A 16,278-nucleotide genomic window follows, 5' to 3' on the forward strand; every position below is an offset into this window, starting at 1 on the left:
GTGTCGGTCACCATGCTGAGAGCGCGAGGCCGGGCGCGACATGTCATTCCCCAGGGCGCGCCCGGTCGCTGCGACGTACCGTCAGTGCTGGACGTTCAGGCACTGCAGAGCGGCAAGCTCACCGTCACCGCCGTAGTAGTCGTAACCGCCGCACGTCGCCACGGCATGGTCGTAGGTGCGGAACTCCGGAAGGCCGAGGGGGTTGGGCACCAGAACAGTCAGTCGGGCGATGGTGAACACGTATGGCCCACCGTTGTCGACGAAGCCGGCGCAGCTGGATCCCATCCTGATCTCTCCGGGCGCACCGATCTGGAACCCGGCCCCACAGGCCGTCGTGGTGACCGCGTGCGCGGCCGGTGCCACCAGGGCGAACACCCCGAACAGGAAAACCGTGGCGAGGCCGGCAATTACGCGTCGGCACGATAAATGCACACCAGACATAACAGCTCCTCCCAACAATTCACAGAATCCGACGGTTCTTGTCAAAGAATTGGCGGCCATTGCGCATGACCGACCGCGAGAGGGTCGTCGAGATCCTCACGTCACGCGTCCCTCTTGTTCACCACCACTATGCCGATGACGAGCAGGGCCACCGCAACGCCCATGAAGTAGAGCAGGGACACCCACGGGCTCATCGCGAAGTCGATGCCTGCGCCGCGTCCCTGCACGCCGCCCGTCGCCGGCTCGTCCCCGTTGACGAAGTGCCCGGCGACGTTGAACGGCAGCCAGGCCTGGATCTTGACGCCGATCGTCGGAACGAGCCCGACGAGACTCTCGGCCAGCAGCGACCAGACCAGGATGATCGACACCGCGCCGGCGGTCTGCCGGATCAGCATGCCGACGCCAAGGGCGAGAATCGCGCCGCCGAAGTAGACGGGCCCGACGCCCGCGACGTTGCGCCAGTCCGACGCGGTCCGGATCGCCAGGTCGGCGTCCGGCTTCATCAGCCGCGCCACGCCCCAGCAGGCGAAAGCGATGATCTCGCCGACGACGCCGGCCAGCAGCGCGACGACAACGGTCTTGGACACCAGCACGGCGGTCCGGTTGGGCACCGCCTGGAAGGTGGACTTGATGGTGCCGAAGCGGTATTCGGTGGTGATCGCCAGCGCGGCCATCACCATCACGACCATCAGGCCGAAGTTGTAGGCGAACTGCGTGGTGCTCACGGCGAGCGGGAACGTGGTCCCCGCGTTGGCCACCAACAGGACCGTGAAGCCGACCGTCAGCGCGGCGGCCAGCACCATGCACCACCACGGCGCGCGGGTGGAGAACAGCTTGATGCGTTCGACGTCCAGCAGAGCCATCGGTTCACTTCCCTTCCGGCACAACGGCGTCGCCGAGCCCGGTGTGGTACTCGACCGAGTCCTCGGTCAGCCGCATGAACGCCTGTTCCAGCGAGCCGCGCTGCGGGCTCAGCTCGTGCACCACGGCGCCGATGGCGGCGGCCACGTCACCGATCACCTCGGTTCTCGCGCCGCTGACCTGGAGCCCCTCCCCCTCGGTCACCACCGGGAATCCCTTGTCCACCAAGGCGGCCTCCAGCTTGGCCAGCTGCGGGCTGCGGACGAACACCGTCGAGGTCGACGACCGCTCGATGAACTCGGCGGCGCTGCCCTGTGAGATCAGCCTGCCGCGGCCGATCACGACGAGGTCCTCCGCCGTCAGCGCCATCTCGGACAACAGGTGGCTGGAGACCAGCACCGTGCGGCCCTCGGCGGCCAGGCTCTGCATGAACCGGCGGATCCAGACGATGCCCTCCGGGTCAAGGCCGTTCACCGGCTCGTCGAACAGCAGCACACCGGGATCGCCCAGCAGCGCCGCCGCGATGCCCAGCCGTTGCGACATGCCCAGCGAGAACCCGCCGGCCCGCCGCTTGGCGACCGCGGTCAGGCCGACCAGGTCCAGCACCTCGTTCACCCGACGCGCGGGCAGCCGGTTGGACCTGGCCAGCCACAGCAGATGGGAATAGGCGGACCTGTTGGGGTGCAACCACTTCGCGTCCATCAGGGCGCCGACCGTCCGTAGTGGACGGTCGAGCTCCCGGTACGTCCTGCCGTCGATGCGCACGCTGCCAGCGGTCGGATTGTCCAGGCCGAGGATCATCCTCATCGTCGTCGACTTGCCCGCGCCGTTCGGCCCGAGGAACCCGGTGACCCGGCCGGGTTGCACGGTGAACGACAGGTTGTCCACGGCCAGCGTCTGCCCGTAGCGCTTGGTGAGTTGCACTGCCTCGATCACGGGCCACTCCCCTCACGGTCGACCGAAATGTGCTTACCGGACCCGCTTCGACGCGCGTAGGACTGGCTCGACGCGGGCAGGGTAGAGCAGCCCGAACGCCGTTTCTACTTTTTGGTGAGTTGCACTGCCTCGATCACGGCCACTCCCCTCACGGTCGACCGAATGTGCTTACCGGACCCGCTTCGACGCGGCGTAGAACTGGCTCGACGCGGGCAGGTAGAGCAGCACCAGGGCGACGACGGCGGCGAGCGCGGAGATGCCGGCGAGCACCGAGAACCCGGTGGCCAGCGACAGCACATCGAGCACGGTCAGCACCGTCAGCACGATGCGGGCCCAGTTGCGCCCGGCCCGCGCCTTGAATGCGAACAGCACGTACAAGCCGGCGAAGACGATCGCGAAGACGGCGGCGACGACGACACCGACCGTGGCAGCGGCCTGGATCTGCGCCTCGGTCAGGCCGCGTACGCTCGCGGAGCCGCGCAGCGCGGCGATGGCGGCATCGCGCTGGGTGAATCCGACCACGGCGCCGATGACGCCGAGCACGGCGGTGGCCACCCAGATCCAGAACGAGATCTGCACCGGCTGCGGCGCCGGCAGGTTCTGGGGGCCGCCCAGCTCGCTCTGGCTCAGCGGCGGTGCGGCCATCGGGTTCTGGTTCGGCTGATACGAGCCGAACTGGCCGGGTTGTTGTCCCGGATACGGATCCTGTGGGTTCGTCATGGTGCATGACGCTACGGTCGAATACCGCGGCTCGCCCGCCGGAATGGGTCCGGCCGTTAGCGACCTGACACCTTCACGGCGGCAATCGGCCCAGATCGACCACCCGTTCGGCGTTTCCACCACCATTCGGCTCCGGTCCGGGACGCCGGCGAGTCACCGGCTGAAGCCGGCGGCGAGGCCGCCGAGCAGTTGGCGGCGGCCGAACACGTACAGGGCCAGTATGGGCAGCGTGGTGAGGACGATGGCGGCGACGACGGCGGGGACGTTGACGCTGAACTGGCCCTGGAAGGTCCACAGTGCCAGCGGCAGGGTCCGCCGGGTGGGGCTCTGGGTGAGGATCAGCGGCAGCAGGAATCCGTTCCAGATGGTCAGCGCGTTGTAGATCGTCACGGTCACGATGGCCGGCCGGGTGAGCGGCGCCGCCAGCCGCCACAACGTCATCCACTCGGTGGCGCCGTCGATTCGCATGGACTCGAACAGTTCCTTGGGCACGTCACGGATGAAGTTGGCCAGCACCAGCACGGACAGCGGGATGGCGAACGCGATCGACGGGAGTATCAGCGCCAGCAGGCTGTCGTAGAGACGCAGCCTGATGATGATCAGATAGATGGGGATGACCGTTGCCTGCAGCGGGATGGCGAGGCCCATCAGGAACAGGCCGTTCACCATGCGCAGGAACCGGCTGGGCCAGCCCCGCACGATGGCGTAGGCCGCCATGAACGAGAACGTCACGGCCGGCACCACCGCGCCGGCCGTGACCACGACACTGTTGACGAAGTACGTGACGAAGTCGGACTGGATGACGAACAGGTAGTTGTCCAGCGTGGGCTTGCTCGGCGGGACCATCGGGTTGCTCGAGTAGTAGCCGCTCTGGGCCTTGAAACTGGTGATCAGAACCCAGTAGACGGGCACGACGACGACGGCCAGCCACAGCCAACCGGCCAGGCCACCGAGCCAATTGCGCCGATGGGCCGGGCCGGTGCCGCGTTGCCGCACTCGGCGGGAATCCGCCTGATGCCGTGGCTTGGTCAGCGTGGCGCTCATGTCAGACGCCCTCCAACTGGCTCTCACCGGCGTCGCGGCCGCCGAGCCGGCGCAGCAGCAGGGCGAGAACGAGGCCCACCAGGACGAGGGTGACGGCGATGACGCTGGCCGGCCCCATCAGGTTGGCCTGGAAACCCCGTTTGTACATGTCCAGCGCGAGCACCCGGGTGGCATCCCCCGGACCGCCCTCGGTCAACACGAAGATGAGGTCGAAGAACGTCAGCGACCCGACCACCATGAGCGTCGACGAGGTGATGACAGTGTGTTTCAGCTGGGGCAGCGTGACGCTGAAGAACTGGCGGACCCGCCCGGCGCCGTCCAGTTGCGCGGCTTCGTACATGGACCGCGGAATCTGCCGGACACCGCCCTGGTAGATCAACGAGTGGAACGGGATGAACTGCCAGGAGACGACGAAGATGACGAGGCCGAACGCGAGCCCTGGGCGGCCCAGCCAGTCCTGGCTGAGAAACGCGATGCCCAGCCCGGCGCCGAGCCCGAAGTTCGGGTCCAGCAACGCCTTGTACGCGATCGCGATCGCCGCGGAGCTCAGCAGCAGCGGGATGAAGTACACCACCGACAGCATCGCGCGGTAGCGCTGCGGGCCGGCCAGGAACGTGCCGAGCAGGATGCTCAGCGGGGTCTGGACCGCCCAGGACGCGACCATCACGAGGAACGTGACCCAGATGGCGTGCGGCAGCCCGGGGTCGGTGAGCACGGCACGCCAACTGGTCAGTCCGGAGAACTGGATCTCGCCGATTCCGTCCCAGGTCGTGAAGCTCAGCGCGAACACGCCGACGACGGGGATGACGGCGAAGCCGACGAAGAACACCAGCGCCGGCGCGGCCAACCACACCAGGTTGCCGCCTTGGCCGCGCCGCTGCCGGTGACCGGTGGACGTGGTCACTGGCCGATGACCGCGTTGAGGTTGTCGGCGAACTGCTGCGGCGAGATGGACAGCTGGAACAGCTTCGCGATGTTGTCCAACAGCGGCTCGGCCGCGGTCGGGCTGAGCGCCTGGTCCCAGGACTGGGCGAAGTTCTTGGCTTTGCTGGCGATGTCGTAGGTGAAGCCGAGGAATTCGGCGTTCTTGTCGGCGGCCAGCAGCTTCTGTGTGCCCTTCAGCACCGGGACCCCGCCGGTGCCGATCCACTGCTTCACCTCCTCGTCGTCGAGGACGCCCGTGGCGAAGAACTTCTTGGCGACCGTCTTCTGCTCGGCGGTGGCCTTCGAGGAGATGGACAGGTACTGCGCCGGGTTGCCCACGGTGTCGCTCGGGTCGCCCTTGCCGCCCTCGATCGGTGGGAAGTTCATGAAGCCGAGCCCGCCGCTCGGGACGAAGTCGCCGCCGTTGGCCTGCTGGATGCCGTAGGACCACGCGCCGTGCAGCATCATGGCGGCCCGGCCGGTGTACAGCAGTGCCTGGTCGGCGTTGGAGTCCGCGGTGATCGAGGAGAAGCCCTTGATGAACCCGTCGGCCTTGACCAGGTCCTGCACCCTGGTCAGCGCGGCGATGGCGACCGGGTTGGACCAGGCGTTCTTCTCGCCGGCGAGAATGGCCTGGAACACCTCGGGGCCGCCGAGGCGATCGAACAGGAACTCCAGCCACATCATGTTCGTCCACCGGGACTGGCCGCCGAGGGCGAACGGCGCGATGCCCTTGGCGTTGAACTTGGGCACCAGGGCCATGATGTCGCCCCAGCTCTGCGGCGGTTGCGCGCCGACGGCCGCGAAGACCTTCTTGTTGTAGTACAGGACGATCGGCTGCACGGCCTCGCACGGCATCGCGTAAATCCTGCCGTCGACGGTCGCGGCGTCGAACGCGGTCGGGAACAGCCGGTCCTTCACAGCGGCGTTCTGGTCGAACCACGAGGTGAGGTCCTCGACCTGGCCGGCCTTGACGTAGGTGCGCAGCGTCCCGCCGCCCCACCCCCAGATGACGGTGGGGGCCTGTCCGGCGCCGATGGCGGTCTTGATCTTCGTCTTGTAGGCGTCGTTCTGGAAGGTGGTCGGGGTGATCTGGCTGTCGGGGTTGGCCTTGTTGAACCGGTCGACGGCACCGGTCCGGACGCCTTCCTGGGGCTGCCCGTTCAGGTACCAGTACGTGGCGCCGCCGGTGCCGGGGCCGGCAGTGCCACAGGCGGCGAGGGCCATCGAGACCGGCACGCCGAGCGCGAGGCCCAGGACGGTACGACGAGAGAGTGGAGTTTCCACGCTGAGTTCTCCGTTCCCGAGACTCGCGGCTCCCCGAGCCGCCTTCGAAAACTTTCGAAAGCAGTAGGCCTACCGAAGCTAGAATTCGCGCCGGTTCATGTCAAGGGCCGACCGCGGCTGTTGCTGTAATAACGTGTCCTACGTATGCTGGCCGAGATCGAAACATTTCGAAAAGAATCGCTTCGGAATGGAGGAGGACGCGATGACGACGGACGATCGGTCGCCGTCGGCGGACCGGGTCAGGCGGCGCTGGCAGGACCCGACGCTGCCCGTGCCGGAACGGGTCGACGCCCTCCTGGCCGAGATGACGCCGGCGGAGAAAGTCGGGCAACTCGGCAGCCGCTGGGTCGGCAACCACATGGCCGAGCCGGCCGAGAGCCCACAGGTGGCGCCCATGCAGGACGCGTTCGCGCAACCCGGGAGCGTGCCGCTCGCGGAGGCCAGCCGGCACGGGCTGGGCCACCTGACCCGGGTGTACGGCAGCCGGCCGGTGACCGTGGCGGAGGGCGCCGCCGAACTGGTCGCTTCGCAGCACACGGTTCTGAGAGGCTCACGACTCGGCATCCCGGCGCTGGTCCATGAGGAGTGCCTGACCGGGTTCACCGCATACGGCGCCACGGTCTATCCCGCGGCCATCGCCTGGGCCGCGACCTTCGACCCGGACCTGGTGCGGCGGATGGGCGCCGCGATCGGGCGGGACATGCGGGCGGTCGGCGTGCACCAGGGGCTCGCCCCGGTCCTCGACGTGGTCCGAGACTACCGGTGGGGCCGGGTCGAGGAGACCATGGGCGAGGACCCCTGCCTGGTCGCGATGCTCGGTGCCGCCTACGTCCGCGGCCTGGAAGGCGCCGGTGTCATCGCCACTGTCAAGCACTTCGCCGGGTACTCCGCATCGCGGGCCGCCCGAAACCACGCACCGGCGCCGATCGGTCGTCGCGAGCTGATGGACATCATCCTGCCGCCGTTCGAGACGGCGATCGCGGTGGGCGGGGCTCGTTCGGTGATGAACGCGTACTCCGATGTGGACGGTGTTCCGGCCGGCGTCGACTCGTGGTTGCTCAGCGACCTGCTGCGCGACGACTGGGGGTTCGCCGGCACAGTGGTCTCCGACTACGGGGCGGTCGCGTTCCTCGCCACCATGCATGGGGTGGCGGCCGACACCGATCAGGCCGGCGTGCAGGCGCTCAGCGCCGGCATCGACGTGGAGCTGCCCGACACGCTCGGCTTCGGCCAACATCTCACGCAACGGGTCCACCGAGGCGAGCTACCCGAGTCCACAGTGGACCAGGCGGCGCGCAGGCTCCTCACCCAGAAGATTCAGTGTGGACTGCTCGATCCCGACTGGACACCCGAGGCGTCGGTCGCCGCCGCGGCCGAAGTCGATCTGGACTCACCGGCCAACCGGGCGCTGGCTCTGGAACTGGCCGAGCAGTCCGTCGTGCTGCTCGATGCGGGCAGCGCACTGCCGCTGCTCGACGCCGGTCGTCCCGCGCCGCGCCGAGTAGCGGTGGTCGGGCCGTGCGCCGCGGACTCGCGCACTCTGATGGGCTGTTACGCCTTTCCCAACCACGTCATGCCCCGCCATCCCGGCATGGCCCTCGGCGTGACGGTGCCGACCGTCGTGGACGCACTGCGCGCCGAACTGCCGGACACCGTGCTCGTCCACGAGCCGGGATGCGACGTGCGTGACGAGGACCGGTCCGGCTTCGCGGCGGCGACGGCCGCGGCCCGCGAGGCAGACCTGTGCGTCGCCGTGGTGGGCGATCGTGCTGGCATGTTCGGCAACGGCACCTCCGGCGAAGGTTGCGACGCCGAGGATCTGCGGTTGCCGGGCGTGCAGGCAGATCTGCTCGCGGAGCTCTTCGCCACCGGGACACCGGTGGTCGTGGTGGTGGTCTCCGGTCGTCCGTACGCTCTTGGCGACGTGCAGCCGCGCGCCGCCGGTCTGGTGCAGGCGTTCATGCCCGGCCAGGAAGGCGCGGCGGCGATCGCCGGTGTGCTGTCCGGCCGGGTCCAGCCCGCGGGCAAGCTGCCGGTTCAGGTTCCCCGCCGGCCGGGCGGTCAGCCGGGCACGTACCTGCAGCCACCACTCGGTGCGAACACCCACGGCATCAGCAGCATCGACCCGACGCCGCTGTTCCCCTTCGGGTACGGCAGGTCGTACACCGCCTTCGAGGTCGACGACCTCCGCGCGAGCGCGACCGAGATCGCCACCGACGGCGAGTTCGCCGTGTCGGTACGGGTGCGCAACACCGGCGGCCGGCCCGGCCACGAGGTCGTCCAGCTGTACCTGCACGACATCCTCGCCCAGGTGACCCGACCGGTCCGACAGTTGGCCGGTTTCGCCAAGGTCCGACTCGAGCCGGGCGCGAGCGCACGGGTCCGGTTCACCGTGCACGCCGACCGGACCGCATTCACCGGTCGGGATCTGCGGCGCATCGTCGAGCCCGGGGAAATCGAGGTGCTCGTCGGCACCTCGTCGACCGAACTCCCCTGCCGGATCACCGTACGGCTGACCGGTGTCACCCGCGTGGTGGGCCATGACCGGCGGCTGACCACGCCGGTGGACGTGCGGCAGGATGAGGCCGATGCCGGTCAACGCTAACCGTACGACGTTGGCGACCGTCGCGCGTCTGGCGGGGGTCTCCGTCGCGACCGTGTCCAAAGTGGTCAACGGACGCAGCGACGTCGCGCCACAGACCCGCTCGCGGGTGCAGGAACTGCTACACCAGCACGACTACGTCGCGCCCGCGCTCCGCCGCACCGAGGCCGGCGCGCGCCCGACCATCGAGGTGCAGTTCGCCGGCGACCTCAGGTCATACACGGCCGAGGCCCTGGACGGCATCGTCGACGCCGCCGCCGAGCATGCAGTCTCGGTCGTGATCAGCAAGCCGGACCGCGCCCCGCACTGGGCCAGGGACCTGGTCGCCGCGGGCCGCCGCGCCGTCATCGCGGTCACCAGCGTGTACACCGCCGCGCACCTGGACGCCTTGACCCGGGCCGGGCTGCCGTTGGTCGTTCTCGACCCGCTGCACCTGCCGCACAGCGACGTCCACAGTGTCGGGTCGACCAACTTCGCCGGCGGCCTGGCCGCGACTCGACACCTGCTGTCCCTCGGCCACCGCCGCGTCGCCTACCTTGGCGGGCCGGCGAGCGCCGTCTGCAATCAGGCACGCATGCACGGCTACCGGGCCGCCATGGAGGCGGAAAAGACACCGGTGCCCCGCTCCTACGTCCGGCCGGGAGAATTCACCTACCAGACCGGTCTGCTCGGCACCGAGGCGCTGCTGGACCTCACAGAGCCACCGACGGCGATCTTCGCCGGCAATGACGAGATCGCGCTGGGCGTAATCGAGACCGCCCGTACCCGCGGCCTGCGCATTCCGGAAGACCTGAGCGTGGTCGGCTTCGACGACACGCTCCTCGCCCGGATGGCCTCACCGCCGCTGACCACCGTACGACAGCCGCTGCGGGAGATGGGCGGCGTCGCCCTGCGGACCGCGCTTCGCCTGGCCGACGGCGAGAAAATCGAGTCCCATCACATCGAACTCGCCACCGAACTGGTGGTACGCAACTCGACCGCGCCCGTCCAGCCGTAGGTCCGGAAACCGGCCCAGGACACCACGTCGTTGACCGACCACGACTCGGCCGCGGCCATCCAGCACGCCCATGCGAGCGGTTGTCACGGATCGATGATCTCCACGACACCGTCAGCGGCCCCAGCGACGAAAACCCGGCCGGTGCCGCTGTCCACCGCGACCGTGTTGGGCTGGCGGACCGTCGGAAACCGGGCCGCGATCTTCAACTGCGCGCCGGCCAGGTCGACGCCGACCACCTCGTTGGCGCCGGTCAGCGTGACCCACATCCGGTCACGGGCCCGGTCGAAAGCCGCGCCATACGGGGTGCCAGGCAACAAAAGCGAGCCAGCCGGCTTGAGATCCTTGAAGGCCAGCAGCGCGTTGCCCCGCGTGTCCACGACAACAAAACGGCCCTCGTTGTCGGCGACGATGTGGGTGGGGCCGTTGCCGGCCGGCACGGAGCCGAGCTGCGTGAGCTTGTCGGCGTCGTAGGCCGTCAACGTCGCGTCGCGCACATCGACCATGGCCACGGTGTCGCCGATCGTCTCGATACCGCCAGGCTGCTCGGGCATGGTGAACGTCTGCACGACCTTGCCGCCGCGCACAGCCACGACGCGACCGCAGCGATGTGGCTGATCGCGGCGATCGCGATCAGCACGCCGCTGTGGTCGTGGCTGCTGCCCCAGGATTCGCCGAGTCTGGTGTTCGTGCCGGTCACCGGCGTCCGCAGTTCCTTCGGCGGGGTGCTGGGCGGCCTGTTCCTCGTGTTGGTCGCCGCCGGGTGCGGCCACGGAATGCCACGCGGGCACCTGCGCGCGAGCCGGATGCTGCTGGCGGGGTCGGGCACGAGCCGGCTGAACCGGCGGATCGCCGTGCTGACCGCGTCCCGAACCGGCGCGCTCGAGGTACAGGCCGCCGAGCTGCGCCGGATCGAGCGGGATCTGCACGACGGTGCACAGGCCAGGCTCGTGTCGGTCGGCATGCTGCTCGGCCTGTTGGAGTTGAAGGTCGGCCGGCTGCCGGACGACAATCGCAGGCTGCTGGGGCAGGCACGTGCCGACATCGGCGTGGCGCTCCAGGAGCTGTGGGATCCCGTCCGCGGTGTCTACCCGCCGATCCTGGCCGATCGGGGGCTGGCCCGCGCCATCGAGTCACTGGCCGAGCTGGCAGGGCCGACCGTCGTGGTCACTGTCGATGTGCCGCAACGGTTGCCGGCAGCCCTGAAGTCCACTGTGTACTTCGTGGTCGCGGAGGGACTTGCGCGTCGACGGCGAGCACATTCGCGTCGACGTCCGAGCTGACGGCCGCGGCGGCGCCGACGAAATGCGCGGCGACGGACTTCCCGGCCTGCGGCGGCGCTCGACGGCAGCCTGACGCTCGTCAGCTCGGACGGCGGGCCTACCGTGCTGCACCTGGAGTTGCCATGCGCGTCGTGATCGCCGAGGACCTGTTGTTGTGAGAGGGGCTCATCCGGCTGCTGACCGAGCTGACTGCACGGTGCTGGCCGCCGTCGACCACTACGACGCGATCGAGTTCCGCACCGCCCTGCGGACCGTCGCGACCGGCGGCATCGAGCTCGACCCGCAGGTGACTACCTCGTTGGTGAGCCGCCTGGCCAGCACGGAGCGGCTCGCCGGGCTGACGCCGCGCGAGCGGGACGTCCTCGGGCTCATGGCTCGTGGGCTATCCAACTCCGCGATCGACGGCGAAATCGTCGTCACCGAAGGCGCGGTCAACAAGTACATCAACCGGATCTTCGCCAAGCTCGGCCTCCCGCCGACCGACAGCGCCAACCGACGCGTGCTCGCGGTGCGGCACTTCTTGGACGACGCGGACCCCGGCCGGTAAACAGTTCGAAGCCAGGTCCACTCACGGCAATTGCGTGCCGGTAAATCGTTGCTTGATTACTGTGCATTTGACGCACTTCTCCACTCGGGGTTGCATGGTCATCACCAATCCGTTTCCACCGAGGGAAATCCGATGGACACCGTGACTGCCGAAGACCTGGCTCTGCTTCCCCAACTCGTCGACGTCGCGCAGCAGGCCGGCCGGCGCGTCCGGGAGATCTTCTCCCCCTTCGCCCGGCCGGCCAGCCGGAATGACCTGTACGCCGGCAACCAGCGAGTCGAGAAGGCCGGCGCCGAAGGCATGCGCGAGGCCCTGACCGTGCTGCGTCCGGCGGCCCACTGGCTCGACGACAACCCCGAAGCGCACCGCACTCGCCAGCACATGGCGGACGAGTGGTGGGTCGTGGACGGCGTCGAAGGCGCCGTGAACTTCCTGCACGGCCTGCCCGAATGGGCCATAAACATCACGTTGGTACGCGACAACGTCCCGGTTGCCGCCGTCGTGTACCAGCCGATCGGCGAGCTCACCTACACCGCTGTCCGCGGGGGCGGCGCCAGCCTCAACGGCACGCCGTTGACAGTCTCGGCCAAAGTCGAGCTTTCCGCGGCGATCGCCACGACAAGTCAGGCCGGCGGCGGCCCGGAGCTCAATCGCCGGACGGCCGGGTCCATCGACGTCATGTTCGGGCGCGCGCTGCTCGTGCGTCAGACGGTGCCCAGCACGTTTCCGCTGCTGGCCGTCGCCGCGGGGCATTTCGACGTCTACTGGCGGTTCGGCCCGGACCTGCCCGCCCTGGCTCCCGGCGTCCTGCTCGCCACGGAGGCCGGTGCGGTCGCGACCGACTCCCTGGGGGAGCCGTGGCAGGCCGACAGCGCCGACGTGGTCGTGGCCCCGCCGGGCCTGCACCCCGCCGTACTCGACGCGCTGTCCGCAAACTAGTCACCACACAGGGAAGGGCCAGAACAATGACACGAATCGCGGTGCTCGGCACCGGCCGGGTGGGCAGCGCCTTGGGCGCTAAGCTGGGCGCCAAAGGCCACTACGTCACTTTCGGCAGCCGCGCCCCGGAGACCGTCCGCGGCCGCTGGGTGGACCCGGAGGTGCGGTTCACCACCACGGTCGACGCCGTGCGGGACGCGGCCGTGGTCGTCAACACGACACCGGGCACGACCACGCTCGAACTGCTGACACCGTTACGGGAGGAGCTGGCCGGACGAGTCCTCGTGGACGTCGCCAATGCCACCGAGCGCGCGCCGGACGGGACGACCCGGCTGCTCTACCCGGAAAGCAGCCTCGGGGAACACCTCCAGCAGGCGCTGCCGGACACCCACGTCGTCAAGACCCTCAACACCATGCTGTTCCTGCTGATGACCAACCCGGCCGACGCCGACACCGCGAACCCGCCGACCGCCTTCCTCTCCGGCGACGACGACACGGCCAAAACGGTCACCCGTGGACTGCTCCACGACCTCGGCTGGCCGGACGAGTGGATCGAAGACCTCGGCGGCATCGCCTCCGCCCGCGGCCCGGAGTCATTCATGCTGTACGTCCCTTTCCTCGCCCGCAAGCACGGCATGGCGCCGTTCGGACTGTCACTGGCCGTGCCTCGGTAACGGCGCTCCAGCCACGAGGTCCTACAGCGAGTCGCTGTAGGCCCTCGTCCTGGAGTGCGCGGCGATCTCGTCGCTGGTGGTCACCCAGGCGCCCGGGTGGTTGACGATGTACTCGATCGCTTTCTCGACGTACTTCGCCCGGAACGGCTGGCCCGCGATGAAGGGGTGCAACGACAGGCTCATGACGCGCCCACTGTCCGCCGAGTCCTCGTGGAGCTGGTCGAAGGCGTCCTTGACCATCTGCAGGTAGTCCGCGCCCGTGAAGCTCTTCATGTGGAAGATCTGCACGTCCACGAGTTCGAGGGTGTAGGGCACGCTGAGCAGGCCCGGGACCTTCAGCCGGTACGGCTGGTCGTCGTTGGCCCAGTCGAGCAGGTAGTCGATGCCGAGTTCGGCGAGCAGGCGCGGGGTGTTGAACGTCTCGGTCAGTCCCGGCGAGAGCCACCCGCGCGGACGTTGCCCGGTGGTCTTCTCGATGCTGTCGAAGACTTCGGTGAGATAGGCACGCTCGTCGTCTTCGCTCATGCCCACCTGCGGGATCGACGTCGACCTCCCGTGGGCCAGCCAGGCCCAATCCCGTTTCCGGCCCGCTTCCACGATCTGCGGATAACGCTCGCCCGCGTCCGAGTTCAGCATGGCGGTGGCCCGGACTCCTTGCCGGTCCAGGATGTCGATGAGCCGCCAGATGCCGACCCGGGGGCCGTAGTCACGCCATCCGTAGCTCGTCACGTCCGGCACCAGCTTGCCCAGCGCTTCGTGCCAGCTCAGCGTCGGCCGATCGACGGAGAAGTGCTCGATGTTGAGCCCCACGTAGAACGCCACACGAGCGCCACCGGGCCAGCGCACCGGCGCGCGGCCGATGATGGGGTCGTAGTCGAAGAGTTCGATGTCCACAAAGGATTCCTTCTGGTAGGGCGGCATTCGGCCGCGAGCCGGATACTGGCGCTACCGCCGCACGCGTCCCCAGGGTTTGAAGACCGACAGCACGTCGGCGAAGACCAACAACACCAAGGCGATCAGGGCGATGGTGAACAGCGGCATCACGTCGCCCGGGCCGCGTTCGCCGGACGCGATCTGGCCGACCGGGATCAGGATGACCACAACCGCCACGCAGAGCACCACGTTGAGGCCGAACTTCACCGCCACCCACCAGTACCGCAGCAGGCCCCATTTGGTGCCCATACCCAATAGGACGCCGCTGGCCAGGCTGACCAACCCGGCTACCACGGCGGCGGCGAGGGCGGGGACAAGGACGTACCGACCGAGGGCGCCGTACACTGCGGTTGTGCGGATGCCGTCACCGCTCAGCAGCCCGGTCCCGACCAACACGGCGGTGAGCACGTCGATCCCGATCCAGGCACTGGCGGCGAGGACGTGCAGGGTGAGGACGGTTTTGCGGTACGCGGGGGTCAATGGCCACCGGGGGCGTGCGCGCCCGCGCAGGGCGCGACTCGACGCCCGACCGAACGGTCATCGCTCGAGCGGGACCGCGATGCGGCCGCCGTACTGCTGCTGTTCGGCCTCGTCGAGCATCGCCGCCGCCACCGTGGCCCGGCTGACGCGGGCCGGGAAGAACCGCCGCGGAGCCGAGTCGAGCGGCACCGTGCGCCAGGTCGGACTGAGTTCCCCGTTGGACAGCGGACCGGCGTGGAAGACGGCGCCGCCATCGCCACGAACGATCGCGTCCGCGGTGGTGCGGTCCGCCATCTCACTCTTCATGAACATCTTCAGCAACCCTCTGGTGAACACACCGGCGTGCGGCGCCGAATCACCGGTGCCGAAGGCCGCAAGCCAGACGATGAAGTCCGGCTCGGCGTCGACCGCAGCACGGGCGCCCGCGGTGAGCGCACCGGGAGCGTCCCCGCCGCTGATCCCGAGTCCGGAAAGGACGATCCTCGCGCCTTTGAGCGCCCGGCCGATGGACTCCGGGTCGAGGACGTCGCCGGCCACGCGCGTCAGGCCCTCGGACGTCGGCGGCGTGATCCGGTCCGGGTTGCGCGCGACGGCGGTGACGGCGTGCCCGCGCTCCAGCGCCTGGCGGGTTATCTCGGCTCCGGTGGCACCGGTGGCGCCGAGAACGGTGATGTCCATACTGATCTCCCCGAGTCTTTTAGTCCACTGTGGACAACGCGGCCAGTGCCGCGGCGTGGAGTGCCGGGGCGCTGGCGATGACGTCGATGCTGCCGGGCCGCCACGGTTCGCCGGCGAGGTCGGTCACGATCCCGCCTGCCTCGGCGACGAGCAGCGCGCCGGCGGCGGCCGCGGGCAGCGTGGGCCGGTACTGCCAGAAGAGGTCAGCGTGTCCGGCGGCGACGAGCAGCATCGGGAACGTCGACGGCACCGTCGCACGGACCAGCAGGGCACTGCCGAGCATCGTCGTGATCGAATCGCCGATGCGCCGGTAGGTGTCGCTCTGGCCGGCCTCCGCCTGGCCGGTGGTGGCGATGGCGACGCCGAGATCGGACTTGGCGGACACGCGCAGGCGCCGGCCGTCCGCGAACGCGCCGCCACCGCGGGTCGCGCTGTGCACGACGTTGCCGACCGGCTGGTACACGGCCGTCAGCACCGGGAGGTTGTCCCGGAGCAGCGTCGCGCCGACACACCACTCCGGCAGCCCGTGCACGTGGTTGACGTTGCCCTCGACCGCGTCCACCGCCCACCACTCACCCGGCGGCAACACGGCCGTTTCCATCTCCTCGGTCACCCATCCCGCGTCAGGCCGGGCCGCGGCGAGGGCGATGCGGAGGTCGTCGACCGAGCTTCTTTCGTTCTCGTCGATCGCGGCGCGGAGATCGGCACGGTCGACCGGCCGCGCGTCGGTGGAGTAGCGGGCGAGCAGGCGACGGCCGGCGTCGCGCACGGCGTCCACGACAGCCGTCAGCACCGCGGCGTCCTCGGTCATCGTCTGCGAAATAGGCACCGCACTGCTCATGGTGTTCCTGTTCTGTGAAGCGAAGTTGCTGTGCCTTCGACCGTAGACAGCAATACCGATTGACTCAAATGAACGCTTTGCACTTCTTCATTTA

At 69.0% G+C, this 16,278-nt stretch carries 18 protein-coding genes; 6 read left to right on the top strand and 12 right to left on the bottom strand.

Annotated features, from left to right (window positions below):
* Positions 1 to 81: 81 nt before the first annotated feature.
* From KUTG_RS01880 to KUTG_RS01910, 7 genes are all read right to left on the bottom strand, one after another.
* A complete protein-coding gene (locus tag KUTG_RS01880) occupies positions 82 to 441 on the bottom strand; it encodes a hypothetical protein (RefSeq protein WP_157494238.1) in 360 nt (119 codons plus the stop codon).
* A gap of 101 nt (positions 442 to 542) precedes the next feature.
* Positions 543 to 1,304, bottom strand: a complete 762-nt coding sequence (locus tag KUTG_RS01885; protein ID WP_043714422.1) for an ABC transporter permease — start codon at positions 1,302 to 1,304, stop codon at positions 543 to 545.
* Positions 1,305 to 1,308: 4 nt separating this feature from the next.
* A complete protein-coding gene (locus KUTG_RS01890) occupies positions 1,309 to 2,238 on the bottom strand; it encodes an ABC transporter ATP-binding protein (protein WP_043714424.1) in 930 nt (309 codons plus the stop codon).
* Positions 2,239 to 2,406: 168 nt separating this feature from the next.
* Positions 2,407 to 2,958: a hypothetical protein gene (locus KUTG_RS01895; protein ID WP_052393738.1), complete on the bottom strand. Its 552-nt coding sequence runs from the start codon at positions 2,956 to 2,958 to the stop codon at positions 2,407 to 2,409.
* A gap of 153 nt (positions 2,959 to 3,111) precedes the next feature.
* Positions 3,112 to 4,002 (bottom strand): carbohydrate ABC transporter permease, encoded by an 891-nt coding sequence (locus tag KUTG_RS01900; protein ID WP_043714427.1) that lies wholly within the window; start codon positions 4,000 to 4,002, stop codon positions 3,112 to 3,114.
* Between the two features lies 1 nt (position 4,003).
* Positions 4,004 to 4,906: a carbohydrate ABC transporter permease gene (locus tag KUTG_RS01905; protein ID WP_043714429.1), complete on the bottom strand. Its 903-nt coding sequence runs from the start codon at positions 4,904 to 4,906 to the stop codon at positions 4,004 to 4,006.
* Positions 4,903 to 6,213: an extracellular solute-binding protein gene (locus KUTG_RS01910; protein ID WP_043714431.1), complete on the bottom strand. Its 1,311-nt coding sequence runs from the start codon at positions 6,211 to 6,213 to the stop codon at positions 4,903 to 4,905. Before KUTG_RS01910 ends, KUTG_RS01905 begins: the two co-directional genes overlap by 4 nt.
* 202 nt (positions 6,214 to 6,415) lie before the next feature.
* On the opposite strand from KUTG_RS01910, the gene KUTG_RS01915 reads away from it, so the two are divergent.
* Complete coding sequence (locus KUTG_RS01915; RefSeq protein WP_043727949.1) at positions 6,416 to 8,818, top strand: glycoside hydrolase family 3 N-terminal domain-containing protein; 2,403 nt, start codon at positions 6,416 to 6,418, stop codon at positions 8,816 to 8,818.
* Complete coding sequence (locus tag KUTG_RS01920) at positions 8,802 to 9,812, top strand: LacI family DNA-binding transcriptional regulator (protein WP_198046966.1); 1,011 nt, start codon at positions 8,802 to 8,804, stop codon at positions 9,810 to 9,812. Before KUTG_RS01915 ends, KUTG_RS01920 begins: the two co-directional genes overlap by 17 nt.
* 83 nt (positions 9,813 to 9,895) lie before the next feature.
* Here KUTG_RS01920 and KUTG_RS01925 read toward each other — a convergent pair whose 3' ends face one another.
* Positions 9,896 to 10,402: a YncE family protein gene (locus KUTG_RS01925; RefSeq protein ID WP_157494241.1), complete on the bottom strand. Its 507-nt coding sequence runs from the start codon at positions 10,400 to 10,402 to the stop codon at positions 9,896 to 9,898.
* Between the two features lie 15 nt (positions 10,403 to 10,417).
* Here KUTG_RS01925 and KUTG_RS01930 point away from each other — a divergent pair, with 15 nt between their 5' ends.
* The 4 genes from KUTG_RS01930 to KUTG_RS01945 all read left to right on the top strand — a co-directional run bounded on the left by KUTG_RS01930 (position 10,418) and on the right by KUTG_RS01945 (position 13,252).
* Complete coding sequence (locus KUTG_RS01930; protein WP_052393741.1) at positions 10,418 to 11,092, top strand: sensor histidine kinase; 675 nt, start codon at positions 10,418 to 10,420, stop codon at positions 11,090 to 11,092.
* Positions 11,093 to 11,288: 196 nt separating this feature from the next.
* On the top strand, positions 11,289 to 11,639 hold the full coding sequence (locus tag KUTG_RS01935) for a helix-turn-helix domain-containing protein (protein ID WP_052393742.1): 351 nt from the start codon (positions 11,289 to 11,291) through the stop codon (positions 11,637 to 11,639).
* A 132-nt stretch (positions 11,640 to 11,771) separates the two neighbouring features.
* Positions 11,772 to 12,578: an inositol monophosphatase family protein gene (locus KUTG_RS01940; protein ID WP_043714438.1), complete on the top strand. Its 807-nt coding sequence runs from the start codon at positions 11,772 to 11,774 to the stop codon at positions 12,576 to 12,578.
* A 26-nt stretch (positions 12,579 to 12,604) separates the two neighbouring features.
* Complete coding sequence (locus tag KUTG_RS01945) at positions 12,605 to 13,252, top strand: NADPH-dependent F420 reductase (protein WP_043714440.1); 648 nt, start codon at positions 12,605 to 12,607, stop codon at positions 13,250 to 13,252.
* A gap of 21 nt (positions 13,253 to 13,273) precedes the next feature.
* Here KUTG_RS01945 and KUTG_RS01950 read toward each other — a convergent pair whose 3' ends face one another.
* Genes KUTG_RS01950 through KUTG_RS01965 form a run of 4 tightly spaced genes read right to left on the bottom strand, consistent with a single transcriptional unit; the run spans position 13,274 to position 16,184 of the window.
* Positions 13,274 to 14,146, bottom strand: coding sequence for a polysaccharide deacetylase family protein (locus KUTG_RS01950; protein ID WP_043727954.1), 873 nt, complete (start codon positions 14,144 to 14,146; stop codon positions 13,274 to 13,276).
* 51 nt (positions 14,147 to 14,197) lie between these two features.
* The gene (locus tag KUTG_RS01955; RefSeq protein ID WP_043714443.1) at positions 14,198 to 14,665 is read right to left on the bottom strand and encodes a hypothetical protein; all 468 of its coding nucleotides are present in this window, start codon (positions 14,663 to 14,665) and stop codon (positions 14,198 to 14,200) included.
* 57 nt (positions 14,666 to 14,722) lie between these two features.
* On the bottom strand, positions 14,723 to 15,343 hold the full coding sequence (locus tag KUTG_RS01960; RefSeq protein WP_043714446.1) for an NAD(P)-dependent oxidoreductase: 621 nt from the start codon (positions 15,341 to 15,343) through the stop codon (positions 14,723 to 14,725).
* 19 nt (positions 15,344 to 15,362) lie between these two features.
* Positions 15,363 to 16,184: an inositol monophosphatase family protein gene (locus tag KUTG_RS01965; protein ID WP_063753466.1), complete on the bottom strand. Its 822-nt coding sequence runs from the start codon at positions 16,182 to 16,184 to the stop codon at positions 15,363 to 15,365.
* Between the last annotated feature and the right edge of the window lie 94 nt (positions 16,185 to 16,278).

Source organism: Kutzneria sp. 744 (assembly GCF_000568255.1).
GTDB lineage: Bacteria > Actinomycetota > Actinomycetes > Mycobacteriales > Pseudonocardiaceae > Kutzneria.

Excerpts from the sequence above, each read along its gene's own strand:
- KUTG_RS01945 (WP_043714440.1), top strand. The coding sequence starts at position 12,605 with ATGACACGAATCGCGGTGCTCGGCACCGGCCGGGTGGGCAGCGCCTTG.
- KUTG_RS01920 (WP_198046966.1), top strand. The coding sequence starts at position 8,802 with ATGCCGGTCAACGCTAACCGTACGACGTTGGCGACCGTCGCGCGTCTG.
- KUTG_RS01895 (WP_052393738.1), bottom strand. The coding sequence starts at position 2,958 with ATGACGAACCCACAGGATCCGTATCCGGGACAACAACCCGGCCAGTTC.
- KUTG_RS01880 (WP_157494238.1), bottom strand. The coding sequence starts at position 441 with ATGTCTGGTGTGCATTTATCGTGCCGACGCGTAATTGCCGGCCTCGCC.
- KUTG_RS01965 (WP_063753466.1), bottom strand. The coding sequence starts at position 16,184 with ATGAGCAGTGCGGTGCCTATTTCGCAGACGATGACCGAGGACGCCGCG.
- KUTG_RS01960 (WP_043714446.1), bottom strand. The coding sequence starts at position 15,343 with ATGGACATCACCGTTCTCGGCGCCACCGGTGCCACCGGAGCCGAGATA.
- KUTG_RS01930 (WP_052393741.1), top strand. The coding sequence starts at position 10,418 with ATGTGGCTGATCGCGGCGATCGCGATCAGCACGCCGCTGTGGTCGTGG.
- KUTG_RS01900 (WP_043714427.1), bottom strand. The coding sequence starts at position 4,002 with ATGAGCGCCACGCTGACCAAGCCACGGCATCAGGCGGATTCCCGCCGA.
- KUTG_RS01940 (WP_043714438.1), top strand. The coding sequence starts at position 11,772 with ATGGACACCGTGACTGCCGAAGACCTGGCTCTGCTTCCCCAACTCGTC.
- KUTG_RS01885 (WP_043714422.1), bottom strand. The coding sequence starts at position 1,304 with ATGGCTCTGCTGGACGTCGAACGCATCAAGCTGTTCTCCACCCGCGCG.
- KUTG_RS01915 (WP_043727949.1), top strand. The coding sequence starts at position 6,416 with ATGACGACGGACGATCGGTCGCCGTCGGCGGACCGGGTCAGGCGGCGC.